Here is a 26,323-nt window from a genome sequence, read left to right on the forward strand (position 1 = left end):
CTGGGGAGCGTCATGACGAACGACTCCGCACCCCAGCTGCTGCCGGACTCCGGCGCTCCCGCGGCGACCGGCCGCATTCCCGAGCTGCTGCACGCCGCCGTGACCGCGGTCGGCGGCGTCGAGCGACCCGGGCAGATCAAGATGGCCGAGGCCGTCGCCGAAGCGGTCGACAGCGCCGAGCACCTGTTGGTGCAGGCCGGCACCGGTACCGGCAAGTCCCTCGCCTATCTGGTCCCCGCCCTCGCACACGGCGACCGGGTGGTGGTCGCCACCGCCACGCTCGCCCTGCAACGCCAGCTGGTGGAGCGCGACTTGCCGCGCACGGTGGAGGCGCTGCACCCGATCCTGCGGCGCCGTCCGCTGTTCGCGATGCTCAAGGGCCGCTCCAACTATCTCTGCCTGCACCGGGCCAACGAGGGCACCCCGAGCGACGAGGGCGAGGGGCTGTTCGACCCGGCCGAGGCGCTCGGCGGCGCGAGCAGCAAGCTCGGCAAGGACATCCTGCGGCTGCGCGACTGGGCGGACGAGACCGAGACCGGCGACCGGGACGACATGACCCCGGGCGTCTCCGACAAGGCGTGGGCCCAACTCTCCGTCAACTCCCGGGAGTGCCTGGGTGCCAGCCGCTGTGCCTACGGCCAGGAGTGCTTCGCCGAGAAGGCCCGCGAGCGCGCCAAGCTGGCCGACGTGGTGGTCACCAACCACGCGCTGCTGGCCATCGACGCGATCGAGGGCGCCCCGGTGCTGCCCGAGCACGAGCTGCTGATCATCGACGAGGCGCACGAGCTGGTGAACCGGGTGACCGGTGCGGCCACCGCCGAGCTGACCGTCGGCGCGGTCAACCGGGCGGTCAAGCGGGCCGCCCGGCTGGCCAACGAGAAGGCGGTGGACGCGCTGCAGGCCGCCGCCGAGAGCTACCACGGCCTGATGGAGACCGCCCAGCCGGGCAAGGTCGACGAGCTGCCCGAGTACCTCGGCTACGCGGTGGCCGCGATCCGCGACGCCAGCCGCCAGGTGATCACCTCGCTCGGTGAGACCCGCGACAAGGGCCTGTCCGACGAGGACGCGGTGCGCAAGCAGGCGATGGCCGCCGCCGAGACGCTGCACGACACCACCGAGCGGCTGCTCTCCGAGTCGCCCTACGACGTGGTCTGGATCGAGCGCAACGACCGCTACGGCCTGGTCCCCGCCTCGCTGCGGGTGGCGCCGATGAGCGTCTCCGGGCTGCTGCGGGAGAACCTCTACAAGGAGCGGTCGGTGGTGCTCACCTCGGCCACCCTCAAGCTGGGCGGCGACTTCAACGGCGTGGCCGCCTCGGTGGGCCTGCCGGTGGAGGGCCGGCTGGCGCAGGAGCGCACGGCCGGGGAGCCGGAGCGCGAGCAGGGCGAGGACGCGCCGCCGTACTGGCGCGGGCTGGACGTCGGTTCGCCGTTCTCCTACCCCAAGCAGGGCATCCTCTACGTCGCCAAGCACCTGCCGCCGCCGGGCCGGGAGCCGGAGCGGCCGCAGATGCTGGACGAGCTGGCCGACCTGATCGGCGCGGCCGGCGGACGCACGCTGGGTCTGTTCTCCTCGATGCGGGCCGCCCAGACGGCTGCCGAGCAGCTGCGCGAGCGGCTGGACGTGCCGATCCTGCTGCAGGGCGAGGACACGCTGGGCGAGCTCATCAGGGCGTTCGCGAGCGATCCGCAGACCTGCCTGTTCGGCACGCTGTCGCTCTGGCAGGGGGTGGACGTGCCCGGCTCCGCCTGCCAGTTGGTGGTGATGGACCGGATCCCGTTCCCGCGCCCGGACGACCCGCTGATGAGTGCGCGGCAGAAGGCGGTCGAGGAGGCCGGCGGGAACGGCTTCATGGCGGTGGCCGCCACGCACGCCGCGCTGCTGATGGCGCAGGGTGCGGGCCGGCTGGTGCGGGCGGCCGACGACCGGGGCGTGGTGGCGGTGCTGGATCCGCGGCTGGCCACGGCGCGGTACGGCGGCTTCTTCCGGTCCTCGATGCCGGACTTCTGGTACACCACCGACCGCAACCAGGTGCGCCGCTCGCTGGCGGCGATCGCGGAGAGTGCGCCGCCGGTGCGGCCGGTCACCCCGCGCGGCTGACGGACGTCCTGGGGCCCCACACTTCATCTGAAGTGCGGGGCCCCAGCACGTCCGGCGGCGGGTCAGAGCCTGCGCAGTACCGCGACGACCTTGCCCAGGATGGTCGCGTTGTCGCCCGGGATGGGCTCGTAGGCGGGGTTGTGCGGCAGCAGCCAGATCCGGCCGTCCTCCCGCTTGAGCCGCTTGACGGTGGCCTCGCCGTCGATCATCGCGGCCACGATGTCGCCGTTCTCGGCCACCGGCTGGCGGCGTACGGTGACCCAGTCGCCGTCGCAGATGGCTGCCTCGATCATCGAGTCGCCGCGTACGGTCAGTGCGAACAGCTCGCCCTCGCCGACCAGTTGGCGGGGCAGCGGGAAGACGTCCTCGACCGTCTGCTCGGCCAGGATCGGGCCGCCGGCGGCGATCCGGCCGACCAGCGGGACGTAGGAGGTGGAGGGGCGGCCGGCGGCCTCGGCGGTGTTCGGCCGGGTCACCTCGACGCCGCGCACCTCGTAGGCCCGCGGGCGGTGCGGGTCGCGCCGCAGGAAGCCCTTGCGCTCCAGCGCCATCAGCTGATGGGCGACCGAGGAGGTCGAGGAGAGGCCGACGGCCTGGCCGATCTCGCGCATGCTCGGCGGGTAGCCGCGGCGCTGCACGGAGTCCCGGATGACGTCGATCACCCGGCGCTGGCGCTCGGTGAGACCGGCTTCGTCGGTGCGGATGCCGGGCGGACGGCCGGGCAGGGAGCGCAGCTGGCCGTTCGGCAGGGCCAGCGGGACGTCCTGCACGGAGGCGTGCTCGACGCCCTGGTCGGGGAGGTAGCCCGGGGCGGGGCCGAGGCCGGCGGACCCCGCGGACCGAGTCTGGCCGGGGGCTCCTCCGGACGGAGTCTGGGGGATGTCGCTGCGATCCATGCTCTGGTCCAAGCTCTGCTGGTCCGCGAGGGTGCGACCCGGGAGGTGCTGGGCGCGGTCCTGCACCGGGATGCCGCGGCTGTCGGCGACGGTGTTCACGGGCGTCTGGAAGGCGCCGGAAACGGCGCTGGAACTGGTGCTGCTGGTCTGTACGGTGCTCACGGCGGCCCCTCTCGTCGGGCGTACTCCCTTGCCTGCCCAGCCCAACGGCAGCACCTATCGAAAGGTTGCGCCAAACACACGTTCGAGTGAATTATCGGGGAGTTGGCTGACTTGATCAAGGCATTCGGTGTATGTCGAGTAAATGTTCGATCGATGCCAATTCTAGAGGGCGGTTCCGGGTGGGCCGGGGGTCGGGGCGAGAACCGCGGCAATCGGCTGAAAACGGCCGTTCGGCCGCTCGGGTGAGGCCCGGCGACTGACCAGCACCGATTGCGCGGGGTGAGCCCGGAGCTACCGAAATCCGGCGTGTCTGATCGGCGCGTTCACCTAGATCTAGTGGTTACATAGGTGCTCGCGGCCCACAGGTTGTGGTCCCCCGGTACTCGATCATGGTGGGCGTCGCCTAGACTGAAGGCTGCTCGCCCGCCAGTCCAGCCAGGAAGGGAGTCAACCCGTGCACTGCCCCTTCTGCCGGCACTCCGACAGCCGTGTGGTCGACAGTCGGACCACCGAGGACGGCTGCTCGATCCGCCGCCGCCGTCAGTGCCCGGACTGTGGCCGGCGCTTCACCACGGTGGAGACCGCCACGCTGATGGTGATCAAGCGCAGCGGGGTGACCGAGCCGTTCAGCCGGGAGAAGGTGATCTCCGGAGTCCGTAAGGCCTGTCAGGGCCGGCCGGTCACCGAGGACGCCCTCGCGCTGCTCGGCCAGCGGGTCGAGGAGTGCGTGCGGGCCAGTGGCAGCGCGGAGCTCTCCACCCACGATGTGGGCTTGGCCATACTCGGTCCGCTCAAGGATCTGGACGTCGTCGCGTACCTTCGATTCGCGTCGGTCTACCAGGCCTACGACGGACTCGCAGACTTCGAGGCCGCCATCGCCGAGTTGCGTGGCGCTGAGCAGCCTCCCACCGCGCCGGACGACGACTGCGTCGTCGTGTCCGTCGCCGCGTCCTAGCACCGTTGCAGTACTAGGGCGCCATGCAGCCTCAGCCTTCTTGGCCGAGGCATGCCTGAAAACAGGGTGCAAACCCATACAAACCGTGCGAAGCGGCCGACGTTCCCGTCTGCCTGCCCGCACACCAGGAGAAGCGAAGCAGCGATACCCCAGAGGCGACAATTGGGGTGTTCGGGGCGTTTTGCCCAGGAGGAGGAGTACGAAGTGACAGACACGACGAGCGGTTCCGCACGCGGGTCGAAGTCCGACAAGGCCGCGAAGGGTGCCGGCAAGGCGTCCAAGGGCGGTCTGCGGATCGAGCGCATCTACACCACCCCCGGGGTCCACCCCTATGACCAGGTCAACTGGGAGCGGCGCGACGTCGTCATGACCAACTGGCGGGACGGCTCGATCAACTTCGAGCAGCGTGGCGTCGAGTTCCCCGACTTCTGGTCGGTCAACGCCGTCAACATCGTCACCAGCAAGTACTTCCGCGGCGCGGTCGGCACCGAGCAGCGCGAGTGGAGCCTCAAGCAGATCATCGACCGCGTGGTGCTCACCTACCGCGCCGCCGGTGAGAAGAACGGCTACTTCGCCTCGCCCACCGACGCCGAGGTCTTCGAGCACGAGCTGACCCACGCCCTCCTCCACCAGGTCTTCAGCTTCAACTCGCCGGTCTGGTTCAACGTCGGCACCAAGCAGCCGCAGCAGGTCAGCGCCTGCTTCATCCTGGCCGTCGACGACTCGATGGACTCGATCCTCGACTGGTACAAGGAAGAGGGGATGATCTTCAAGGGCGGCTCCGGCGCCGGCCTGAACCTCTCCCGGATCCGCTCCTCCAAGGAGCTGCTCTCCTCGGGCGGCAACGCCTCCGGCCCGGTCTCCTTCATGCGCGGCGCCGACGCGTCGGCCGGCACCATCAAGTCCGGTGGCGCCACCCGCCGCGCGGCCAAGATGGTCGTGCTGGACGTCGACCACCCCGACGTCGAGGCCTTCATCGAGACCAAGGTGAAGGAGGAGGAGAAGATCCGCGCGCTGCGCGACGCCGGGTTCGACATGGACCTCGGCGGTGACGACATCACCTCCGTGCAGTACCAGAACGCCAACAACTCGGTCCGGGTCTCCGACGAGTTCATGAAGGCGGTCGAGAACGGCGACGAGTTCGGCCTGCGGGCCCGGATGACCGGCGAGGTCATCGAGACCGTCGACGCCAAGAAGCTGTTCCGCAAGATGGCCGAGGCCGCCTGGGCCTGCGCCGACCCGGGCATCCAGTACGACTCGACCATCAACCACTGGCACACCTGCCCGGAGTCGGGCCGGATCAACGCCTCCAACCCGTGCTCCGAGTACATGCACCTGGACAACTCCAGCTGCAACCTCGCCTCGCTGAACCTGATGAAGTTCCTGCGCGACGACACCGGACCGAACGGCGGACAGGGCTTCGACGCGGAGAACTTCGCCAAGGTGGTCGAGCTGGTCATCACCGCGATGGACATCTCGATCTGCTTCGCCGACTTCCCCACCGAGAAGATCGGCGAGACCACCCGCGCCTTCCGGCAGCTGGGCATCGGCTACGCCAACCTCGGCGCGCTGCTGATGGCCACCGGCCACGCCTACGACTCGACCGGCGGCCGCGCGCTGGCCGGTGCGATCACCTCGCTGATGACCGGCACCGCCTACCGCCGCGGCGCCGAACTCGCCGCCGTGGTCGGCCCGTACGACGGCTACGCCCGCAACGCGGCCCCGCACCAGCAGGTCATGAAGCAGCACGCGGACGCCAGCAGCGCCGCCGTCGCGGTGGACGAGCTGGACGCCCCGGTCTGGGCCGCGGCCACCGAGACCTGGCAGGACGTGCTGCGCCTGGGTGCGCGCAACGGCTTCCGCAACGCCCAGGCCTCGGTGCTCGCCCCCACCGGCACCATCGGCCTGATGATGGACTGCGACACCACGGGTGTGGAGCCGGACCTGGCGCTGGTCAAGTTCAAGAAGCTGGTCGGCGGCGGCTCGATGCAGATCGTCAACAACACCGTGCCGCGGGCGCTGACGCGCCTGGGCTACCACGGTGAGTCGGTGGAGGCGATCGTCGATCACATCGCCGAGCACGGCAATGTGATCGACGCCCCCGGCCTGAAGTCCGAGCACTACGAGGTCTTCGACTGCGCGATGGGCGAGCGCTCCATCTCGCCGATGGGCCACGTGCGGATGATGTCCGCGATCCAGCCGTGGATCTCCGGCGCGATCTCCAAGACGGTCAACATGCCGCAGGACGCCACCGTCGAAGAGGTCGAGGAGATCTACTTCGAGGCGTGGAAGCTCGGCGTCAAGGCGCTGGCCATCTACCGCGACAACTGCAAGGTCGGCCAGCCGCTCTCGGCCAAGACCAAGGCCCCGGCCGCGGTCGAGCCGGCCGCGGCCCAGAAGCCGGCGGAGCAGGCCGTCGAGAAGGTCATCGAGTACCGCCCGGTCCGCAAGCGCCTGCCCAAGGGCCGTCCCGGCATCACCACCTCCTTCACCGTGGGTGGCGCCGAGGGCTACATGACCGCCAACTCCTACCCGGACGACGGCCTGGGCGAGGTCTTCCTGAAGATGTCCAAGCAGGGCTCGACCCTCGCGGGCATGATGGACGCCTTCTCGATCGCCGTCTCGGTCGGCATGCAGTACGGGGTGCCGCTGGAGACCTACGTCTCGAAGTTCACCAACATGCGCTTCGAGCCGGCCGGTCTGACCGACGACCCGGACGTGCGGATGGCGCAGTCGATCGTCGACTACATCTTCCGTCGCCTGGCGCTGGACTTCCTGCCCTTCGAGACCCGCTCCGCGCTCGGCATCCACTCCGTCGAGGAGCGCCAGCGCCACCTGGAGACCGGCTCCTACGAGCCGCTCGAGGAGGAGGACCTGGACGTCACGGGCCTGGCCCAGTCCGCCCCGCGGGCCGTCGAGCGCGCCGTCGCGAAGCCCGAGGCGTCGGCGCCCGCCGCCGCACCCGCGGCGGCCGCGAAGGCTCCGCACAACTCGACCGAACTGCTGGAGATCCAGCTCGGCCTGAACGCGGACGCCCCGCTCTGCTTCTCCTGCGGTACCAAGATGCGCCGCGCGGGCAGCTGCTACCTCTGCGAGGGCTGCGGCTCGACCAGCGGCTGCAGCTGACAGCGGGCGCCGATCGGCGCCGAGCGGGCCGGGGGGGGGGGGGGGGGGGGGCCCCCCGGGCCCCCCCCCCCCGGGGGGGGGCCCCCCGGGGGGGGGGCCCCCGGGGGGGGGCGCCGGGGGGCCTGGGGCAACCGCGGGGGGGGGTGGGCCCCCCCCGGCGGGTCCCGCGCACCGGGGGCGCCGCGGGGCGCCGCGGGGGCGGGGGGGGGGATGGGGGGGCCACCCGGCTCCCCCACCCCGGCTTTCTGCGGTCCGACCGCTGGTCGGCACGGTGGTGGGGGCCGACTGCGTTCAGTGGTCGTGTCGATACATAGACATCATGTCAACTAGCCGGACGATCGGCTTATCTGAGTCGTTATGATTTGTTGACCGCGTGAACTGATCATGGGTCTCCAGCTGCTGCGGGAGGCTGGTGCGCGCTCGCCTGCCCTGCCTCCGATGCCCGCCGAGGAACCGCGCCATGACCGCACGCTCCCGCCAGTCCGGCAAACCGGCCGCGCTGGCCACCGCCCTGGTGGCGGTGATCGTGGCCGGCGCCGCGGTGGTCGCGGCCGTCAGCAGCGCGCAGGCCGGGGACGGCCTGGCGATCGGCGTCTGGTCCTCGCTCGCGGCCGCGGTGTGGTGCCTGACCGTGGGCGCGGTCCTGTTGCAGTGGCGCAGGGCCCGGCGACTGGCGGTCGGGCTGGCCACCTTCCGCACCAAGGGCGAGGCCGCGCTGGCCGCGGTGCTGCGGGCGGAGGCCGCCACCACCGTGGCGATGGCCGAGGCGCGGGCCGCCCGGGCGCACGCCGTCGCGGCGCAGCGCGAGGCGCAGGCGGCCAGGGCCGAGATGCTCGCCGCCCGTGCGGAGACCATCGAGGCGCGCAGCGAGGCGGCCGCCGCCCGGGCCGCGGCCGACGACGAGCGGGACGAGCTCGCGCGGCTGGCCGAGCAGAGCATCCCGGAGGTGGTGCGGCGACTGCGCGCCGGGGCCTCGGTGGAGACCGTCCTGGTGGCGCACCGGCACACCGCGCACGAAGGCCTGCTCGCGCTGCTCGCCAAGGAGGTCGCGTACGGGGAGCGCCAGCGCGCGGCGGCCCTGGCGGTCTGCGCGACGGCGGCCGGCCGGGTCCAGGCGCTGGCCACCAGCATGCACGCGGAACTGCGCGAGATGGAGCACCGGCACGGCGAGGAGGTACTCGGCGACCTGCTCCGACTCGACCACAGCACCGCTCAGGCGGGCCGGATGGCCGACAGCATCGCGGTGCTGACCGGTGCCCGCAGCGGCCGCCGGTGGAGCCGGCCGATCCCGGTGGAGAGCGTGCTGCGCGGGGCACTCGGCCGGATCAACGGCTACCAGCGGGTGCGGCTGCACTCGGCGAGCGGTGCGGCCGTGGCCGGGTACGCGGCCGAGGGCGTGATGCACGTGCTGGCCGAGCTGATGGACAACGCCGCCAACTTCTCGGCGCCGCCGGCCGAGGTGCACGTCTATGTCGAGGAGCTGCACGCGGGGCTCGCGGTCACCGTGGAGGACGGCGGGCTCGGGCTCTCCGAGGTCTGGCTGCGGCGGGCCGAGCAGGCCGTCTCGGGGGAGCCGCTGGACCTGACCACGCTCTCGGCGGGAACCCGGCTCGGCTTCGCGGTGGTGGGCGCGCTGGCGCGCAAGCACGGGCTGGCGATCTCCTTCCGGCCGTCCTCGCGCGGTGGCACGGGGGTGGTGGTGCTGCTGCCCGAGCAGCTGATCGCCCATCCCGAGCCGGACCAGGGCGAGGAGCCGACGCCGCCGGCCGAGGCCCGGCCGTCCGCGCCCGCCGTCTCGGCGGTGCCGGCACTGCCGCGCTCCTCGGGGGTGGCGGGCGTGGCGGTGGAACCACCGTCCCCGTCCGTCTCGTCCCCCACCACAGCACCGAAGGCACCGGCCGCCCTCAGCGGGGCGGACGGTCTGCCCCGGCGGCGCCGCGGGCAGACGCTGGCGGCGGCCGGGGGCGCGGCTTCCACGGTGGTCCGTGGGTCCGCCCGGCTGCCCGTCCGGACCGCGGCCGCGGGGCCGGCGGACCAGAAGGCGGACGGCGGGGTGGACGGCCGGGCCGACGGCGCGGCGGACAAGGCGGGGGCGTTGGACATCACCGGTCGGTTCGGCGCGTTCCGCCAGGCCGTCCAGGGGGCGCGGTCCGCCCAGAGCCCGGCCGCGTCGCCCAGCCCGGCCGCGTCGCCCAGCCCGGCCGCGCCCATTCCGAACACGTTGGAGGACAACACCTGATGACCAGCTCCACCGACCGCGACCTCGACTGGCTGTTGGAGAACCTGCTGGCCAACACGCCCGGCTCCCGGTACGCCCTGGTGCTCTCGGCGGACGGCCTGAAGCTCTGCCACAGCCCCGGCCTGAGTGCCGATCAGGCCGACCAGCTCGCCGCGATAGCCTCCGGCATCCAGAGCCTGGCGCACGGCGCCTCGATCGAGTTCGGCGACGGCAGCGGCGGGGTGCGGCAGTCGATGACCGAGTTCCACGGCGGCATCCTGTGCATCGTGGAGACCGGCCACGGGGCGCACCTCGCGGTGGTCACCGAGGAGAGCGCGGACGTCGGCGTGGTCGGCCACAACATGCACGGCCTGGTCGAGCAGATCGGCGAATTCCTGAGCGCGCCGCCGCGCGGGAACGACACCACCGCGGACGCGTGAGGCCGCCGCTTCGGCCGGGTGGCCTCGACGACGGCCCGGACCGGCTGTACACGGTCACCCAGGGGCGCAGCCGGCCCGGCTCGCACGCGTTCGACGTGGTGACGCTGATCGTCACCGAGCGGGCGCCGACCCCCGGCATGCAGTCCGAGCACGCCCGGATCCTGCGTCTGTGCGAGCGGCCGACCGCGGTGGTGGAGGTGGCGGCCGAGCTGAAGCTGCCGATCAGCGTGGTGAAGATCCTGCTCGGCGATCTGCTGGAGGCCGGGCGGATCACCGCCCGGCACCCGCGGTTCAGCCCCGCCCAGGCCCAGCTGCCCGATCTCGACACGTTGAAGCAGGTGCTGCATGGACTCCAACGGCTCTGAGGCCGGGGCCCGCGCGCCGCGCACCCCGTTGCGGAGCACCACCGACAACGCCTGGAAGATCGTGGTGGTCGGTGGTTTCGGCGTGGGCAAGACCACCCTGGTGGGGTCGGTGAGCGAGATCCGGCCGCTGGCCACCGAGGAGCTGATGACCCAGGCCGGGATCGGCATCGACGACCCCTCCGCGGTGCGGGACAAGCGCGCCACCACGGTCGCCTTCGACTTCGGCCGGATCACCCTGTCGCCCCAGAGCGTGCTCTACCTGTTCGGCGCGCCCGGGCAGGAACGCTTCTGGTTCCTGTGGGACCGGCTGTTCAGCGGCGCGCTCGGTGCGGTGGTGCTGGTCGACGAACGCCGGCTGGCCGACTCCTGGTACGCGATCGACCGGCTGGAGCACCACGGGATGCCGTTCGTGGTGGCCCGCAACCTCTTCGAGCCGCCCACCCACTCGCTGGAGCAGGTCCGCGCGGCGCTGGACCTGTCGCCGCAGGTGCCGTTGCTGGACTGCGACGCGCGTGAGCGCGAGTCCGGCAAGCGGGTGCTGATCGAGCTGGTGAGCCATCTCTACGCGCGTACCGAAGCCGGAATCCACGAGCGGGCGGCAGCGCTCCGCGAGCCCGCAGAAGAGGAGAGCCACTCGTGACCGAGTCGGTGCCCACCCCACCGCCCGGCTGCCCCGCGCACCGCGCCGCCGCGCCGCTGTACGGGCCGCGGTTCCAGACCGACCCGACCCAGGTCTACCGCGAGCTGCGGGCCGCGCACGGCCCGGTCGCGCCGGTCGAGCTGGCCGGCGGGGTACCGGCCTGGCTGGTGATCGGCTACCGCGAACTCCAGCTGGTGACCAGCCAGCCCAAGCTGTTCGGCCGCGACTCCAGCCGCTGGAACGCCTGGCCCACCGTCCCGGCCGACTGGCCGCTGCGCCCGATGATGACCCCAGTGCCGTCGATCCTGTACACCGAGGGCACCGAGCACCAGCGCCGGTCATCGGCGATCACCGACACCCTGGGCGCGGTCGACCCGTACGAGCTGAAGAAGTACTGCGAGCGGATCGCCGACCGGCTGATCGACTCCTTCGCCGGGCGCGGGGAGGCGGACCTGGTCGCCGAGTACGCGCACCGGATGCCGCTGCTGGTGCTCTGCTGGCTGCTCGGCCTGGACGACGCCCAGGTACCGGTGCTGATCGACAACCTGCTGGCGATGCTGGACGGCGGACCGGACGCCCAGCAGGCCTCGCAGCGGCTGCTGGAGGTGATGCTGGAGCTGGTGGAGGCCAAGCGGGCCGAGCCCGGGGCGGACCTCACCTCCCGGCTGCTGGTCCACCCGGCCGGGCTGGGCGACGACGAAGTGGTGCGCGACCTGCGGGTGCTGCTGGCCGCCGGCCACCAGCCCACCGCGTACTGGATCGCCAACACGCTGCGGCTGATGCTGACCGACGACCGCTTCGCGGCCTCGCTCGTGGGGGGCCGGCGCAGCGTGGGGCAGGCGCTCGGCGAGGCGCTGTGGGAGGACACGCCCACCCAGATCTTCGCGGGCCGCTGGGCCGTGCGGGACACCCAGCTGGGCGGGCAGCGGATCGCCGCCGGTGACCTGGTGCTGCTCGGGCTCGCGGGGGCCAACGCGGACCCGGCGGTGCGCCAGCCCACCGGTGAGGCGGCCGAGGGCAACCGGGCGCACCTGAGCTTTTCGCACGGCGAGCACCGCTGCCCGTTCCCGGCGCAGGAGGCGGCCGAGGTGATCGCGGCCACGGCCGTCGAGGTGCTGCTGGACCGGCTGCCGGACCTGCGGCTCGCGGTCGCCGAGCACGCCCTGGTGTGGCGTCCCTCGGCCTGGGTTCGGGCCCTGGTGGCGCTGCCCGTCGGGTTCACGCCGTCGACGACGACCGGAGGAGCATTCGGATGACCGGCCTGGTGGCTCTTGACCCGCTGGCGCGTGACAACGCGGGGGAGGGGGCGGTGCTGCGTGCCGCCGGGGCGGTGGTGCCGGTGGAGCTGCCGGGGGGCGTGCGGGCCTGGGCGGTGGCGCGGCACGCGGCGGCCCGGGCGCTGCTGACGGACTCCCGGCTGGTCAAGGACGCCCGGCACTGGGCCGCCTACCAGCGCGGGGAGATCCCGAGCGACTGGCCGCTGATCGGCCTGGCGATACCCGGACCGAGCATGGTGACCGCGGACGGCGAGGAGCACCGGCGGCTGCGTGCGTTGGTGGCGCAGGCCTTCACGCCGCGGCGGGTCGAGCTGATGCGACCTCAGGTGGAGCGGCTGACGGCCGGGTTGCTGGACGGCCTGGCGGCGGGGGAGCCGGCGGTCGACCTGAAGTCGGCCTTCGCCTTTCCGCTGCCGATGACGGTGATCGGCACGCTGCTGGGCGTCGACCCGGCCGACCACGGCTACCTGCGCGAGCTCTATGAGCGGTTCTTCAGCAGCGTGCCGGACCCGGAGGGGATCCAGGCGGTGATCGCGGCGCTGAACGCCTTCGTCAACGACCTGGTGCGGCAGCGGCGGGCGGCGCCCGGGGACGATCTGACCAGTGCGCTGCTGGCCGCCGACGTCGGGGGCAGCGAGCTGACGGACGCCGAGGCGGCCGCGACGCTGCGGGTGATCATCGCCGCCGGGCACGAGACCACGGTCAATCTGATCACCAACGCGGTGCGTGCCCTGCTGGGGCATCCGGAGCAGTTGGCGCTGGTCCGCTCGGGGGTGGTGGGCTGGGATGCGGTGGTGGAGGAGTCGCTCCGCTGGACGCCGCCGACCAGCAACTTCCTGTTCCGGTACGCGATGCGGGACGTGACGGTGGACGGGGTCGTCGTGCCGGCCGGGGATCCGGTGCTGATCTCGTACAACGCGATCGGGCGCGATCCGCGGCAGCACGGGGGCAGCGCCGAGCTGTTCGACATCACCCGGGACCCGATCCGGCACCTGTCCTTCGGGCACGGGCCGCACGTCTGCCCCGGCTCGCCGCTGGCCCGCCTGGAGGCGCAGGTGGCGCTGCCCGCGCTCTTCGAGCGCTTCCCCGACCTGGTGTTGGCGGTGCCGGACGCCGAACTGCGGTCCAACGCCTCGATCGTGGTCAACAGTCTGCGCGAGCTGCCGGTGCTGCTGCGGGGCTGATCCAACATCAGGCCTCGCTCTGTCAGCACTACTTGGGTGTGAGAAGTCGATCTCCTGGACTTCTCACACCTTTGGCGTTTTCAGGTCTAGGACGGGTAGATATGCGCGGACACGGACCGGTCGGCGGTGCGCCGGCCGGGTCGATGCGCGGGTCGGTGTGCGGGTCGGTGTGCCGGTCGGCGTCAGAAGGTGAAGTCGCGCCGGTGAAAGCTGAACGCTCCCTTGGCGCCGAGTGATAGGTGGGTTAACGTCTTCAAGCCAGTCACCGTCGACTCGGCCGGGGCCAGTACCGCCGCGGCCTTCCTCGACCTTCGGTTCAGCGCAGTGTCATGTGGTTCGTCTCAGGCCGCAGGAGAACACTTTGAACATCACGATGAGTGCCCGGCTTCGACATCGACTCCTGGTGGCTCCGGCGCTGTTGGGACTCGCTCTGACCGCTGCCTGCTCCAACAGTTCCGGGGGCGGTGGCAACAACGCCAGTTCGGCGCCGGCGCTGTCGGGAGCCTGCGCCAAGTACCAGCCCTACGCCGGACACTCGGGGACCAAGGTGACGATGTTCGCCTCGATCCTGAGCCCGGAGTCGGACTCGCTGGAGAAGTCCTGGGCCGAGTTCAGTTCTTGTACCGGGATCAAGATCTCCTACGAAGGCTCCAACGACTTCGAGTCGCAGCTGCCGGTCCGGGTCAGCGGCGGCAATGCGCCGGATCTCGCGATCATCCCGCAGCCCGGACTGCTCGCCCAGATGGTCAAGACCGGAAAGGTCGTCAAGCCGCCGGCCCAGACGGTGACGAACGAGAACCAGTGGAACCCGGTCTGGAAGACCTACGGTTCGGTCAACGGGACCTTCTACGCGGCGCCGATGAGTTCCAACATGAAGTCGCTGGTCTGGTACTCGCCCAAGGCGTTCCAGCAGGCGGGCTACACCGTGCCGAAGTCCTGGGACGAGCTGATGTCGCTCAGCGACAAGATCGCCAAGGCGGGCACCAACGGAAGCAAGCCCTGGTGCGGCGGTATCGGCTCCGGTACCGCGACCGGCTGGCCGGCCACCGACTGGCTGGAGGAGGTCGTGCTCGGCAGCCAGGGTGGTGACGTCTACGACCAGTGGGTGAGCCACAAGGTCAAGTTCAGCGACGCGCCGATCATCAACTCCATGCAGACGGTGGCGAACTGGATGCAGAACCCGGCCTGGGTCAACGGTGGGATCGGGGACGTGAAGTCGATCGCCACCACCACCTTCCAGGACGCGGGCGCGCCGATCCTTACCGGCAAGTGCTGGATGCTCCAGCAGGCCTCGTTCTACGAGGCACAGTGGCCGCAGGGCACCAAGGTCGCCCCGGACGGCGACGTCTACGCCTTCGAGCTGCCGCAGACGAGCCCCTCGATTCCCAGGCCGGTTGAGGGCGGCGGCGAGTTCGTGACCGCCTTCTCCAGCCGACCCGAGGTACAGGCGGTGCAGAACTACCTCTCCACGGCGGACTGGGCCACCAGTCGCGTGAAGGTCGCACCCGGTTGGGTCTCGGCGAACCGGGGCGTGGACAAGAGCCTCTACACCGACCCGATCGACAAGCTGTCGGCTGATGCGCTGACCGACCCGACGGCCACCTTCCGCTTCGATGCCTCGGACATGATGCCCGCGGCGGTGGGCTCCGGGGCGGAGTGGACGGCGTTCACGGCCTGGTTCGCGGAAGGCAAGCCGATCAAGCAGGTGGCCTCGGACATCGACGCCGCCTGGCCGCAGTAGGCGCTGCCGGTCGGCCGGTGGGTCGACCGGCCGATCGACCTGTTGGCCGACCGGTAACGGGAGGCCCCTGGTTCGTTGGGAGACCCCTGCTCGCCGGGAGGACACCGCTCGTCGGAAGGACACCGCTCGCATGCCTGTGACCAGTGCTCAACTCGCCGACTCGGCGTGGAACGATGCCGCGATCAAGCTGGGGAACAGCTTCGGAGCGATAGCCGGTTTCCTGGGCATCCTGCTGGTGATCTTCTTCGCGGCCGGGCGGGCGACCGGGCGGTTCGGCCGCCCGCTGGCCATCCTGATCTTTCTGGGACCAGCGGTCCTGCTGCTCCTGGTTGGGCTGGTGGTGCCGCTGATCCGAACGATCTATCTGAGCTTCCGCAATGACGACAGCAGCAGGTTCCTCGGCGTCAAGAACTACAGCTGGGCGCTGACCGACCAGTCGATCCACCAGGTGCTGCTCAATACTCTGCTCTGGCTGATCGTCGCCCCACTGGCGGCCACCGGGCTGGGGCTGGCACTGGCCCTGCTGGTGGACCGGATGCGCTGGCAGGCGCTCTACAAATCGCTGATCTTCATGCCGATGGCGATCTCACTGGTCGGCGCGAGCATCATCTGGAAATTCGTCTACGACACCCGGGACTCCTCGCAGCGTCAGACCGGTCTGCTCAGCCAACTGGCCGTCTGGCTCGGGTGGAAGAGTCCGCCGAACTGGATCCTGTCGCATCCGCTGAACAACTTCCTGCTCATGGTGGTCATGGTCTGGGTGCAGACCGGCTTCGCGATGGTGGTCCTCTCTGCGGCGATCAAGGCGATCCCGGATGAGGTCACCGAGGCCGCCCGGCTCGACGGTGCCAGCGGCCTGCGGCTCTTCTGGTACGTCACGGTGCCGATGATCCGCACCACCCTGGTCGTTGTCCTGACCACCGTCATGATCGTCACGCTGAAGGCCTTCGACATCGTCCGCACCATGACCGGCGGCAACTTCGGCACCCAGGTCCTGGCCAACGAGATGTACTCGCAGTCCTTTGTGCAGTTCAACGTCGGCCGGGGGAGCGCGCTCGCGGTGATCCTCTTCCTCGCGGTGCTTCCGCTGGTCGGCTACAACATCGTCCAGCTGCGCAAGGAGCGGGCCACCCGATGAGCAGTCAGACGTCCGACCAGCCGGCGGCTTCCGGTGCCGTTCCACTGCCCGCGGCCAAGGCCATCCGGAAGTCCTTCAGCAGCCCGCTCGGCTCCCTGTTCGTCATTGTCGTCACGATCCTGTGGACGATCCCCACCGTCGGGCTCCTGGCCACCTCACTGCGCCCCAAGCAGGATGTCGCCGACAGTGGTTGGTGGTCCGTCTTCGCCCATCCGAACCTGATTCTCTCCAACTACCACACCGTCCTCTTCGACGGAGGGTTCGGCGTCAGCGGCGGCCTGATGCCCTATATGGTCAACTCGCTGGCGATCAGCGTTCCGGCGACGATCTTCCCCCTGGTGCTGGCCTCCATGGCCGCCTACGCGCTGGCCTGGGTGCGGTTCCGGGGAAGCGACACGCTGTTCTTCCTGATCTTCGCCCTGCAGGTGGTGCCGCTGCAGATGGCCTTGATCCCGCTGCTCCAACTCTTCTCGGGCGGTGCCCATCTGGGCGGGGTGACGATCATCCCGCAGCTCAACCTGAGCGGTACGTACGCTCCGGTCTGGCTGGCGCACACCATGTTCGCGCTGCCGCTCGCGACCTTCCTGCTGCACAACTTCATCTCGCAGCTACCCCGGGATCTGATGGAGGCCGCAGTGGTCGACGGCGCCTCGCATTTCAAGATCTTCCGGTCCATCGTGCTGCCGCTCTGCGCGCCGGCCCTGGCCTCCTTCGCGATCTTCCAGTTCCTCTGGGTCTGGAACGACCTGCTGGTGGCGCTGACCTTCGCCGGTGGCACCCCCGACGTGGCACCGATGACAGTCCGGCTGGCCCAGCTCGCCGGCTCCTTCGGGGGCCGCTGGGAGTTGCTGACAGCCGGGGCGTTCCTGTCGATCATCATTCCGCTGCTGGTCTTCTTCGGGCTGCAGCGTTACTTCGTCCGCGGGCTGCTGGCAGGGTCGGTCAAGGGCTGAGCCGGTGAGAGGTCCGGCCGGCTCGGGAGCTGTGTCCAGCCGTGTCCAGCCGTGTGCCGCCGTGTCCAGCCCGTCCGGCGCGGTCGGGTCAGGCGAGCCGGGTGCGCTCGGGGCCGGGTTGCCGGCTGAGCTCCCGGTCGCTCGGGAGCTCAGCCCTCGCTTGCCTCCTCAGAGGCCCATCCCCACCGCCTCGGCGGGGAGGCCACCGGGCTTGGCCTTGATGACCACGATGGATATCAGCAGGGCCACGCCGGCCATCGCGGCGCCGACCACAAAGGCGTGTGAAATGCCGTACGCCAGGACTTCGTTGGCCCAGCTGGTGCCGACTGGGAACTGTTTGGTCTTGCCGAACTCGGCCAGTTGCGGGGCGGTCGCGTGTGCCCGGAAGTCCGGGAAGAGCGTGGTGCCCTTACTGGTCGATGCCCGGGCGAAGACGGTGGTCAGGATCGACAGGCCGAGCGACCCACCGATCTGCTGCATCGAGTTGAGCAGCCCGGAGGCGGCTCCGGTCTCATGCGCCGCGATGCCGGCGACCGAGAGCAGCATCACCGGGACGAAGATCAGCCCCATGCCAAGGCCGAACAGCACCGTGGGGCCGAGCACTCCGTCGACGTAGCCGCTGGTCGCGCTGGTCTGGGTGAGCCAGGTCAGGCCGCTGGTGACCAGCAGTGATCCGCCGAGCATGAACGGTTTGGGGCCGAGCCGGGCCTGAAAGCGGGAGGCCAGCTGGGCGGAGATGATGATCGCCACGCTGATCGGCAGGAAGGCCACGCCGGCCTTCAAGGGGCCGTAACCGAGCACACGTTGGACGAAGATCGTGATGTAGAAGAAGATCCCGAACATCGCCGCGGCCAGGCAGAGCATCATCACCAGGCCACCGGTGCGGTTGCGATCGGCGAACAGGTGGAGCGGGGTGATCGGCTGGTCCGTACGCTGTTCGATGATCAGGAAGCCGGCCAGCAGGACCGCTCCGACGATGAACGAGACCAGGGTGCCGGTGTCGCTCCATCCGTCGGAGGCGGCCCGGATGAAGCCGTAGACCAGGCCGACCAGACCGAGCGTGGAGGCGAGGGCGCCCGGCAGGTCGAACCGGCCGCTCCGGCGCTCGGACTCGTTGATGTACAGCGGAGCGGCCAGCGCGATGGCGATCGCGATCGGCACGTTGACGAAGAGCACCCAGCGCCAGTTGAGGTACTGGGTCAGCAGCCCGCCGGCGAGCAGGCCGATGGCGGCGCCGGAACCGGCCACCGCCGAGAAGACGCCGAAGGCGCGATCGCGCTCGGGGCCTTCCTTGAAATTGGTCGCGATCAGGGCGAAGGCGGTGGGCGAGCAGATCGCGCCGCCGATGCCCTGCAGCGCGCGCGAGGCGAGCAGCATGTCGCCGTTCTGCGCGAAACCGCCGAGCAGCGAGGCGAAGCCGAAGAGCAGTACGCCGGTGATGAAGACCCGTCGGCGGCCCAGGATGTCGCCGGCCCGGCCGCCGAGCAGCAGGAGGCCGCCAAAGGTCAGGGTGTAGGCGTTGATGACCCAGGACAGGTTGGTGGTGGAGAACTTCAGGGCGTCCTGGATGTGCGGAAGGGCGATGTTCACGATCGTCGCGTCGAGGACGACCATGAGCTGGGTGGCCGCGATGACTGTCAGGGCGATGCCCTTGTGCTGGCCGCGGCTGGCTGTGGGAGGTGAGACCTTGCTGAGCGTGTCGGAGATAGCCATGTGGTTCCCCCTGCTGGCGGTGGTGTCATGCTCGCTAGGGCGTCGCGGACGTGCTGGATCAGTGCTGGCTGGACCGGCGTAGCCGGGTCAAACGGAGCTGTCGGGCCGGCAGCGCCAAGTTAAGGAACGCAACCGTTCACTACGGTGGAACCATAGCCTGTCGAGTATTGTGAACGCAAGCGTTCTCTACGATTGGCGACAATGAAGCAGACGACGGCTCATCCGGGGCCCGGTGAGCCCATGGCACCCCCTGTCGCGACGGCCCGCCGCCGCGGGAGGGCGCTCGAGCAGGCGATCTTCGAGGCCGCCCTGGAGCAGTTGACCTCCGGCGGATACGCCCGGCTGACGATGGAGGGCGTCGCCGGCGCGGCGCAGACCGGCAAGGCGGCGCTCTACCGGCGCTGGCCATCGAAGTTGGAGCTTGCTCTCGATGCGCTGGGCTCTACTCTGCCACCCCTCACCGATGTTCCCGATCTCGGGTCCGTCCGTGCCGAGTTGAGGCAGCTCATCGACGCCTTCCGGGTGGCGATGGACTCGCCGGCGGGCTCCGCGATGCGCGCGCTGATGGCCGAGTTGGACCATGATCGCAGCGATCTCCTCAAGGACTTCGTGATGTCCCGGGTCATGGGGCCGGCCAGGCAGGCCGGGCTGGAGGTGTTGCGGCGTGGTGAGCGACGGGGCGAGGTGCGGCCCGCCGCGGTGAGCGAGCTGGTCGCGGATGTCTGGCCGGCGATGCTCCTGTATCGGACGAAGTTCGGTGCGGAGTCGGTCGACGCCGAGTTCTGTGACCAACTGCTCGAGGACGTCCTGCTGCCGTTGATCCGCCCGCAGGCGGGCTGAAACCGCCGCCCGACCGCCGTAGGGTTGGAGAGCGCGGGGCTCGGCCCCGCGCATCGCCGCCGTTGTGACCGCCTGACCTGAAATGGACCGCCCGCCATGCCGTACCAGCCGCCAACTCACAGCGTGGAGCGTTCCCTGCGTCGGGCCGGAGCGACGATCGTGGCCGGCCTGGACGAGGTGGGCCGTGGCGCCTGGGCCGGTCCGGTCACGGTTGGTGCGGCGGTGACCGGCCTGCGGCGTCCGCCCGAGGGGCTGACCGACTCCAAGCTGCTGACTCCCCGCCGCCGTGAGCAGTTGGCCCCGGTGCTGGCGGACTGGGTCACGGCGCACGCGCTGGGGCATGCCTCCGCCCTGGAGTGCGACGAGCTCGGCATGACCGCCGCGCTGCGGCTCGCCGCGGTTCGAGCCCTGGAGGCGCTTCCGGTGCGTCCGGATGCCGTGATCCTGGACGGTAAGCATGACTACCTGGGCGGCCCCTGGCGGGTGCGGACGGTGATCAAGGGAGACCAGAGCTGTGTCTGTGTCTCTGCCGCCTCGGTACTCGCCAAGGTGCACCGGGATGGTCTGATGGCCGAGTTGGCGCCGGAGTGCCCACAGTTCGGCTTCGAGGACAACGCCGGATACCCCTCCCCGGTGCACCGCGCGGCACTGGAGGAGTTCGGCCCCACGGAGCACCACCGGCTCTCCTGGTCCTATCTGGACGCACTGCCGCAGTGGAGTCACCTCAAGCGTTCGCGCCTGGCGGCGGACAGCGACGAACAGCTCACTCTCGGCTTCTGACTGATCATCAGGAGCGTTCGAAGGCGGCACGTTCCGCTGATCGGGTCGAGCCCGCAGCGCCCAATAGGTGGGGCGCCCGTGCGCATCCGACCGGCATTTGATAGATATCCGGGTATGCCTGTCTTCCCCGAGGAGCCGGAGATTCACGAGAGCATCCCGGGCCCCGGCGTTCCCTTCCCCCGCGAGTCGGACGCACAAGCCCCCAGCACGCCTGCCGCCGGCAGCGCGTCCCCTGTCAGTTCCACTGTCGAAGCGCCCGTCGCGGCTCGGCCGAACCCGGCGTTCGGCCAGGTGCCCGGCCCCCGTCCGGGCCCGTCCCGTCCGGCCGCGCCGCGCCCCGGTCCGGCCCGTCCCACCCCGCGAGCGGCGCAGGTCCCGAAGCCGGCCTCGCGGTCGACTCTGGTCGGACCGACCCTCCAGCTCGTCCCCAGCGCCGTCGATGCGGCTCTGGAGCGGGCCGATGAGACGGTCGACCTGCTGCTGGAGTCAGGGCGCGACCCTGGCGACATCCTGGTCCTCACCTCGGGTAGCCCACACCCCTGGCAGCAGCACGAGATGTCCTTCGGCGAGGACCGTTACTGGGCCCAGCTCGCCGAGGGCGGCGACGTCTTCTATGCGGACCTCGCGCTGACCCGGCCCGCCCGACGCGAGGTGGTGGTCCTCGTCCTCGAGACGACGGAGCCCGGCCGCGCGGCGCTGGCGATGGAGAAGGCGCGCACTCACGCGGTCTCGCTCCTGGTGGTCTGCGGCACTACGACACAGCTGGCCGAAGGGTCGGTGGCCGCAGCCCAGCCGGTCCCGGCCTGAGTGCAACGGGTCGCCGTGGCCGGGCCGCCCGCGCTCAGCGGGCGGCGCGCCGGACCGGCCCGGGGGTCACCTCCTGGCCGGCCGGCCACGGTGGGGTGGGTCTGGCGTACCCCACCGCCGGACGGGCGTCCGGAGCTGCCCGACTCGGCAACTCGGAGACGGTGTGCACCGGCCGCTCGGACCAGGAACCCGCATGCGGGGTGCGCCCGGCGCGGCCGTCACCGAGGACCAGCCAGCCGCTCGGAGTCAGCGTCAGATAGGCGCCACAGCGCAGACCGTGCAGTGGGGCGGCGTCGCGCAGCGCCCACATCCAGGCGCCATCCTGCTCCGTCCAGCCGGACACACCGTCACGGCAGCGCAGCAGCACGGCTGTCCGGCGCGGGAGAGCCAGCCGGAGGTCATGCGGGATCACTCGTCGCAACTGGGTGAGCAGCGCGTTGCGATAGAGCCAGCCGTCGGTGGCGTGCGGTCGGGGTGTGACGGCGGCGGATGCGACCACCCGGTGGTCGATGTCCAGCACGGCGATCACGCTCGTCCCCGGTGGGGGCAGATGGCGCTGGTGGAGACCGACCACCAGATCCCGCGGATCACGCAGCGGCGGCACCTCCGTGCTCGACCAGCTCTCCAGGTCCAGGCACCGACCTGTGGCGGAGGGAAGCTGACCTCGGTCGACCCCGTGGATCATTGTCATCCTTCCCCGGCCTGTGAACGCGCAGGCACGTGTGTACGCCGAATTCCGGCCCTGAGGCCAGCAGCGGGGTACGCGGCAATTCTCACGTCAGATGGCCGGGGCGGCAACGACGAGGTGACCAATACCGCCCGAAAGCCGCGGATCTGCCGGATATATTCCCCAGATGGCTCAAGCTCTGCCCGATCACTCGGGCATCAGTACAGCTCAGCCACCCCATGCGGGCGGCTGAATCACCCCTGCACTGCCAGAACCAGCGGCAACACGGCCTGCGCTCCGGCCCGGCGCAGCAGCCGCGCGGCCACGGTCACCGTCCATCCGCTGTCGACCAAGTCGTCCACCAGCAGTACCGGTCCCGGCGCGGCGAGAAGTGAATCGGCCAGCTCGGCGGGCAGTACCAGTGCGCTCGCGAGGGAGTTCAGCCGCTGGGCGCTGTTGCTGCGCGCGCCGTAGGGCGGTCGCCCGTCCGCGTACTCGATCCGGCCGAGCAGCGGCAGGCGGCCGATCTCCGCGATTCGTGCCCCCAGGGTGCCCACCAGCTCTGGACGGGAGGCGGACGCCATCGTGACCACGCCCACCGGGCGTCCGGTCTCCGGAGTGCTGCTTGCCCAACCACCGGGGCCACGGGCCCAGTCGGCCAGGACACTGACCAGGGCGTCCAGTACGTCCTTGGGTACGGCGCAGTCCGGCGCGCCCTCGGCGAGCAGGGTCCGCAGCCGGCCACCCCAGCCGATGTCGGAGAGCCGGCCGAGGGCCCGGCCGACCTGGGCCTGCTCCTCGGCCGGGATCCGCCCCTTGAGCGGCACACCGAGCGCCTCCATGCCGGTGGGCCAGAGCCGCCGCGCCTCGAAGCTGACCCCGGGGCGTCCCAGGGCGGCCCGGGCGGCCTCAAGGGCCTCGGTCGAGACGGACTCGCTGTGCCGAGACCCGGCGCAGACGTCGCAGCGCCCGCACGGCACGGCCTGCTCGTCGTCCAGCTGGCGGCGCAGGAACTCCATCCGGCAGTGCCGACTGCCCGCGTACTCGCGCATGGCCTGTTGCTCGTCCGTCCGGGCCCGGGCGACCTTGGCGTAGCGCTCGCCGTCGTAGGCCCACGGCGCTCCGGTGGCCTGCCAGCCGCCGCGCACCCGCTGGACGGCGCCGTCCACGTCCAGAACCTTGAGCATGGTCTCCAGGCGGGCGCGGCGCAGATCGACCCGAGTCTCCAGGGCTGCCGTGGAGAGGGGCCGGCCGGCTTCGGCCAGTGCGTCGAGCGTGCGTCGGACCTGGTCCTCGGCAGGGAAGCCGAGTGAGGCGAAGTACCGCCAGATCGCCTCGTCCTCGCGCCCTGGCAGCAGCAGGACCTCGGCGCGGTCCACGCCACGGCCGGCGCGGCCGACCTGCTGGTAGTAGGCGATCGGCGAGCCCGGCGACCCCAGGTGCACCACGAAGCCGAGGTCGGGCTTGTCGAAGCCCATGCCCAGCGCCGAGGTGGCCACCAGCGCCTTGACACGGTTGGCCAGCAGATCGGACTCGGCGGTGCGCCGCTCGGCGTCCTCGGTGCGGCCGGAGTAGGAGGCCACGGCGAACCCGCGGCCGCGCAGGAAGTCGGTCACTTCTTCGGCGGCGGCCACCGTCAGGGTGTAGATGATGCCGGAGCCGGGCAGCTCGGCCAGGTGGTCGGCGAGCCAGCCCAGGCGGTGGGCCGGGTCGGGCAGCGAGAGCACCGCCAGGCTCAGGCTCTCCCGGTCGAGTGGGCCGCGCAGCACCAGCGCGCGACCGTCGGAGCCGGCGGTGCCGAGCTGCTCGGCGACGTCCTCGGTGACCCGCGCGTTGGCGGTGGCGGTCGTCGCCAGCACCGGGACGCCGGGGGAGAGGTCCGCGAGCATGGTCCGTAGCCGGCGGTAGTCGGGGCGGAAGTCATGGCCCCAGTCCGAGATGCAGTGCGCCTCGTCGACAACCAGCAGGCCGGTGGAGGCCGCGAGCTTGGGCAGGACCTGGTCGCGGAAGTCGGGGTTGTTCAGCCGCTCCGGGCTGACCAGCAGGATGTCCACGGTGCCGGCCGCCACCTCGGCCTGGATCTCCTCCCACTCCTGCGGATTGGCGGAGTTGATCGTGCGGGCCTGGATCCCGGCCCGGGCCGCCGAGTCCACCTGGTTGCGCATCAGCGCGAGCAGTGGGGAGACGATCACCGTCGGACCCGCGCCGCTGGATCGCAACAGGGCGGTGGCGATGAAGTAGACGGCTGATTTGCCCCAGCCGGTGCGCTGGACGACCAGGGCACGGCGGTGGTCGACCACCAGGGCCTCGATGGCCAGCCACTGGTCCTCGCGCAGCCGGGCCTGGGGCCCCGCGAGTTCGCGCAGTACGGCCTCGGCGCGCGCGCGAACGGCTGCGCGATCGCCGCCGACCGGAGCGGAGGCCTCTTGGGCGGGGCTGTGCTGACTGGGAGCGGGCACCGACTGGTCCATGGCCCCTATGTAACCCTGCCGGGCGGACGAGAGGCGAACCGGCGGCGCTGGCTGTGGACAACTCGCCTGCCAGTCAGCTTGATTCACCCACATAGCTGCAATCGGTTGTCCACAGGGGCGGGGTTTTCCACAGCCGTGGAGAGATTTCCCCGGGATACGGCTGGGCGTCGCACGCTTCCCTCATGACTCACGACGACTCGACCAACACGTCCCAGAACCAACTTTCCGGGCACCAGCTGGTGCGTATGCGGGGCCCGGCCGACATGGCCGCCATGCTGCCGTATCTGCTGGGCTTCTACCCGGATGACAGCATCGTCGCGGTCGGCCTGCACGGCCCTGCCGCCCGGCAGGGCGGAGCGATCCGGCTCGACATCCCCGAGGACCCGAACGAGTGGCCGCTCATCGCGGTCGAGCTCGCCCGGTTGTTGATCGCCCTCTCGGAGCGGCGCCATCGGCGCCCTGATGCGGTCCTGATCTACCTGTGCCGAGATCCTGAGCCAGGTGCCCGGCCTGCCCGAAGGCAGCTGCGGCCGCTGGCCGACCAGCTGCTGCGGGTGTTCCGCGAGTTCGAGGTGCCGGTGAAGGAGTCACTCTGCCTCTCCGGTGGCCGCTGGTGGTCCTTCCTCTGCGCCGATCCGGCCTGCTGCGATCCGGACGGCACCGCGGTCTTCGCGGGGCAGGACCCGCTGGCCGTGGTGGCCGCCGCCACGTACGCCGGGCTCGCGCCGCGCGGCAGCCGCAAGGCGATCGGCGCCGCGTTGGATCCGATCGGCCCGCCGGCCGGTACGGCGCAGCGCGAGGCCCTGGAGCGGCAGATGAGCTCCCTCATCGGGCACCTCAGCGAGCCCGGCGGCAACGAGCGAACGCATGAAGCGGCGGCCCGGCTGATCGCCGAGGCCATCGCCGACTCCCAGGCCGGGGCGCCGACGCTGGACGACGAGCGTGCCGCCCGGCTGATCATTGCCCTGCAGGACCGGACGAACCGGGACCGGGCGGCCGAGTACGCCGAGCCGGACGAGCTGGCCGCGGCCCAGCGCCTGTGGCGGTTTCTCAGCAGACGGTGCGTGCAGCCCTATGAGGGCTTCGCGAAGGCGCCGCTGACGCTCCTGGCCTGGACTTCGTGGCTGGCCGGCGACACCGCCACCAGCCGGGTCGCGCTGGGCAAGGCGCTCGACCTGGACCCCTCGTACACCTTGGCCGATCTGCTCTACCGCTCACTGAACGGCGGGCTTGAGCCCGAGGGACTGCTCACCATCGTGCGGGCGGAGCGTGCCCGGCGAGCCGACCCGGGCACACCCCCGGGTGCTGCGGCCACGCCGGACTGGGCGACCGGGCTGGGTGGTGGGCCGTTCCCGCGGCGTTCCGACGACGCCTCCACCGTTGCTGAGGCTGCCACGGAGCCTGACAGGAGACCGGTGGCCGAGAGCTCCGAGACGCCGCCGGGCGATCCCGGCACCTCGCCGCCCCGCCCGGTGCGCGGCCCCGCAACGCCGCATCGTCGAGGCCGCGCGAGCCGTCCCCGGGGTGCCGCCGGCACCGGTTCGGTCGGCGGATCGATCGGCTCGTCGCACGGCGCCGACTCGAAAGATCGGGGCCTGATCCCGCCGCAGCGCGCGCGGAACGGATCAAGGAAACCGCAGCCGCCGACTCCCCCCGACTCCTCGAAGCCCTCGGCTCCCCCGCCCGAACCCGACCAGCCGCCAAGTGCGCGCGCCACCCCGGTGGAGCCGCTCCCGGGCGGCCCGGCCCGGCAGCCCTGTCGTGGCGGCCACGCCCGTCGGAAGACCACCATCAGCACGATCGGAGCCTGACATGACCAGCCACCCGGCCACGCCCTTGACCACACCCCC

The 26,323-nt window shown here is 71.1% G+C and carries 20 protein-coding genes; 16 read left to right on the forward strand and 4 right to left on the reverse strand.

Annotation, left to right across the window (positions count from 1 at the left end):
• Positions 1 to 12: 12 nt before the first annotated feature.
• Positions 13 to 2,100: an ATP-dependent DNA helicase gene (locus ACFZB9_RS32865; RefSeq protein WP_391453325.1), complete on the forward strand. Its 2,088-nt coding sequence runs from the start codon at positions 13 to 15 to the stop codon at positions 2,098 to 2,100.
• Between the two features lie 62 nt (positions 2,101 to 2,162).
• Here ACFZB9_RS32865 and lexA read toward each other — a convergent pair whose 3' ends face one another.
• A complete protein-coding gene (gene lexA / locus ACFZB9_RS32870) occupies positions 2,163 to 2,870 on the reverse strand; it encodes a transcriptional repressor LexA (protein WP_391453404.1) in 708 nt (235 codons plus the stop codon).
• 742 nt (positions 2,871 to 3,612) lie between these two features.
• On the opposite strand from lexA, the gene nrdR reads away from it, so the two are divergent.
• The 11 genes from nrdR (at position 3,613) to ACFZB9_RS32925 (ending at position 17,195) form a co-directional block, all read left to right on the forward strand.
• Positions 3,613 to 4,113 (forward strand): transcriptional regulator NrdR, encoded by a 501-nt coding sequence (gene nrdR / locus ACFZB9_RS32875; RefSeq protein ID WP_391453327.1) that lies wholly within the window; start codon positions 3,613 to 3,615, stop codon positions 4,111 to 4,113.
• A 204-nt stretch (positions 4,114 to 4,317) separates the two neighbouring features.
• Positions 4,318 to 7,239 (forward strand): vitamin B12-dependent ribonucleotide reductase, encoded by a 2,922-nt coding sequence (locus ACFZB9_RS32880; RefSeq protein ID WP_391453329.1) that lies wholly within the window; start codon positions 4,318 to 4,320, stop codon positions 7,237 to 7,239.
• Between the two features lie 460 nt (positions 7,240 to 7,699).
• The gene (locus ACFZB9_RS32885) at positions 7,700 to 9,478 is read left to right on the forward strand and encodes a sensor histidine kinase (RefSeq protein WP_391453330.1); all 1,779 of its coding nucleotides are present in this window, start codon (positions 7,700 to 7,702) and stop codon (positions 9,476 to 9,478) included.
• A complete protein-coding gene (locus ACFZB9_RS32890) occupies positions 9,478 to 9,897 on the forward strand; it encodes a roadblock/LC7 domain-containing protein (protein ID WP_391453332.1) in 420 nt (139 codons plus the stop codon). Before ACFZB9_RS32885 ends, ACFZB9_RS32890 begins: the two co-directional genes overlap by 1 nt.
• On the forward strand, positions 9,894 to 10,262 hold the full coding sequence (locus ACFZB9_RS32895) for a DUF742 domain-containing protein (RefSeq protein WP_327066999.1): 369 nt from the start codon (positions 9,894 to 9,896) through the stop codon (positions 10,260 to 10,262). Before ACFZB9_RS32890 ends, ACFZB9_RS32895 begins: the two co-directional genes overlap by 4 nt.
• Positions 10,243 to 10,902 (forward strand): ATP/GTP-binding protein, encoded by a 660-nt coding sequence (locus ACFZB9_RS32900; protein WP_391453334.1) that lies wholly within the window; start codon positions 10,243 to 10,245, stop codon positions 10,900 to 10,902. The genes ACFZB9_RS32895 and ACFZB9_RS32900 overlap by 20 nt, the downstream gene beginning before the upstream one ends.
• On the forward strand, positions 10,899 to 12,158 hold the full coding sequence (locus tag ACFZB9_RS32905) for a cytochrome P450 (protein WP_391453336.1): 1,260 nt from the start codon (positions 10,899 to 10,901) through the stop codon (positions 12,156 to 12,158). Before ACFZB9_RS32900 ends, ACFZB9_RS32905 begins: the two co-directional genes overlap by 4 nt.
• Positions 12,155 to 13,363, forward strand: a complete 1,209-nt coding sequence (locus ACFZB9_RS32910) for a cytochrome P450 (protein WP_391453338.1) — start codon at positions 12,155 to 12,157, stop codon at positions 13,361 to 13,363. The genes ACFZB9_RS32905 and ACFZB9_RS32910 overlap by 4 nt, the downstream gene beginning before the upstream one ends.
• Before the next feature lie 361 nt (positions 13,364 to 13,724).
• Complete coding sequence (locus tag ACFZB9_RS32915) at positions 13,725 to 15,104, forward strand: ABC transporter substrate-binding protein (protein WP_391453340.1); 1,380 nt, start codon at positions 13,725 to 13,727, stop codon at positions 15,102 to 15,104.
• A 130-nt stretch (positions 15,105 to 15,234) separates the two neighbouring features.
• Positions 15,235 to 16,242 carry a carbohydrate ABC transporter permease gene (locus tag ACFZB9_RS32920; protein WP_391453341.1) on the forward strand — a complete coding sequence of 336 codons (1,008 nt, stop codon included), beginning with the start codon at positions 15,235 to 15,237 and terminating at the stop codon, positions 16,240 to 16,242.
• Entirely contained in the window at positions 16,239 to 17,195 is a 957-nt protein-coding gene (locus tag ACFZB9_RS32925; protein ID WP_391453343.1) for a carbohydrate ABC transporter permease, read from the forward strand. Before ACFZB9_RS32920 ends, ACFZB9_RS32925 begins: the two co-directional genes overlap by 4 nt.
• Before the next feature lie 168 nt (positions 17,196 to 17,363).
• Here ACFZB9_RS32925 and ACFZB9_RS32930 read toward each other — a convergent pair whose 3' ends face one another.
• The gene (locus tag ACFZB9_RS32930) at positions 17,364 to 18,908 is read right to left on the reverse strand and encodes an MFS transporter (RefSeq protein WP_391453345.1); all 1,545 of its coding nucleotides are present in this window, start codon (positions 18,906 to 18,908) and stop codon (positions 17,364 to 17,366) included.
• 240 nt (positions 18,909 to 19,148) lie between these two features.
• Here ACFZB9_RS32930 and ACFZB9_RS32935 point away from each other — a divergent pair, with 240 nt between their 5' ends.
• The 3 genes from ACFZB9_RS32935 to ACFZB9_RS32945 all read left to right on the forward strand — a co-directional run bounded on the left by ACFZB9_RS32935 (position 19,149) and on the right by ACFZB9_RS32945 (position 21,335).
• Positions 19,149 to 19,748 carry a TetR/AcrR family transcriptional regulator gene (locus tag ACFZB9_RS32935; protein ID WP_391453346.1) on the forward strand — a complete coding sequence of 200 codons (600 nt, stop codon included), beginning with the start codon at positions 19,149 to 19,151 and terminating at the stop codon, positions 19,746 to 19,748.
• A 96-nt stretch (positions 19,749 to 19,844) separates the two neighbouring features.
• Positions 19,845 to 20,528, forward strand: a complete 684-nt coding sequence (locus ACFZB9_RS32940; protein ID WP_391453347.1) for a ribonuclease HII — start codon at positions 19,845 to 19,847, stop codon at positions 20,526 to 20,528.
• Positions 20,529 to 20,819: 291 nt separating this feature from the next.
• Entirely contained in the window at positions 20,820 to 21,335 is a 516-nt protein-coding gene (locus tag ACFZB9_RS32945) for a hypothetical protein (protein ID WP_391453349.1), read from the forward strand.
• 34 nt (positions 21,336 to 21,369) lie between these two features.
• On the opposite strand, the gene ACFZB9_RS32950 is transcribed toward ACFZB9_RS32945, so the two are convergent.
• Together ACFZB9_RS32950 and ACFZB9_RS32955 are read right to left on the reverse strand one after the other, a co-directional pair.
• Positions 21,370 to 22,020 (reverse strand): hypothetical protein, encoded by a 651-nt coding sequence (locus ACFZB9_RS32950; protein ID WP_391453351.1) that lies wholly within the window; start codon positions 22,018 to 22,020, stop codon positions 21,370 to 21,372.
• 236 nt (positions 22,021 to 22,256) lie between these two features.
• Positions 22,257 to 24,473, reverse strand: coding sequence for a RecQ family ATP-dependent DNA helicase (locus ACFZB9_RS32955; protein WP_391453352.1), 2,217 nt, complete (start codon positions 24,471 to 24,473; stop codon positions 22,257 to 22,259).
• Positions 24,474 to 24,655: 182 nt separating this feature from the next.
• On the opposite strand from ACFZB9_RS32955, the gene ACFZB9_RS32960 reads away from it, so the two are divergent.
• A complete protein-coding gene (locus ACFZB9_RS32960) occupies positions 24,656 to 26,284 on the forward strand; it encodes a DUF4192 family protein (protein WP_391453354.1) in 1,629 nt (542 codons plus the stop codon).
• Positions 26,285 to 26,323 lie beyond the last annotated feature (39 nt).

Origin of the sequence: Kitasatospora sp. NPDC008050 (assembly GCF_042957465.1) — a bacterium.
In the GTDB taxonomy this organism is placed as follows: Bacteria; Actinomycetota; Actinomycetes; order Streptomycetales; family Streptomycetaceae; genus Kitasatospora.

Bases quoted from the DNA above. Each gene is read 5' to 3' on its own strand.
- ACFZB9_RS32925 (WP_391453343.1), top strand. From the start codon at position 16,239: ATGAGCAGTCAGACGTCCGACCAGCCGGCGGCTTCCGGTGCCGTTCCA.
- ACFZB9_RS32950 (WP_391453351.1), bottom strand. From the start codon at position 22,020: ATGATCCACGGGGTCGACCGAGGTCAGCTTCCCTCCGCCACAGGTCGG.
- ACFZB9_RS32865 (WP_391453325.1), top strand. From the start codon at position 13: ATGACGAACGACTCCGCACCCCAGCTGCTGCCGGACTCCGGCGCTCCC.
- ACFZB9_RS32935 (WP_391453346.1), top strand. From the start codon at position 19,149: ATGGCACCCCCTGTCGCGACGGCCCGCCGCCGCGGGAGGGCGCTCGAG.
- ACFZB9_RS32885 (WP_391453330.1), top strand. From the start codon at position 7,700: ATGACCGCACGCTCCCGCCAGTCCGGCAAACCGGCCGCGCTGGCCACC.
- ACFZB9_RS32955 (WP_391453352.1), bottom strand. From the start codon at position 24,473: ATGGACCAGTCGGTGCCCGCTCCCAGTCAGCACAGCCCCGCCCAAGAG.
- ACFZB9_RS32930 (WP_391453345.1), bottom strand. From the start codon at position 18,908: ATGGCTATCTCCGACACGCTCAGCAAGGTCTCACCTCCCACAGCCAGC.
- ACFZB9_RS32940 (WP_391453347.1), top strand. From the start codon at position 19,845: ATGCCGTACCAGCCGCCAACTCACAGCGTGGAGCGTTCCCTGCGTCGG.
- ACFZB9_RS32960 (WP_391453354.1), top strand. From the start codon at position 24,656: ATGACTCACGACGACTCGACCAACACGTCCCAGAACCAACTTTCCGGG.
- ACFZB9_RS32920 (WP_391453341.1), top strand. From the start codon at position 15,235: ATGCCTGTGACCAGTGCTCAACTCGCCGACTCGGCGTGGAACGATGCC.
- ACFZB9_RS32890 (WP_391453332.1), top strand. From the start codon at position 9,478: ATGACCAGCTCCACCGACCGCGACCTCGACTGGCTGTTGGAGAACCTG.
- ACFZB9_RS32910 (WP_391453338.1), top strand. From the start codon at position 12,155: ATGACCGGCCTGGTGGCTCTTGACCCGCTGGCGCGTGACAACGCGGGG.
- ACFZB9_RS32900 (WP_391453334.1), top strand. From the start codon at position 10,243: ATGGACTCCAACGGCTCTGAGGCCGGGGCCCGCGCGCCGCGCACCCCG.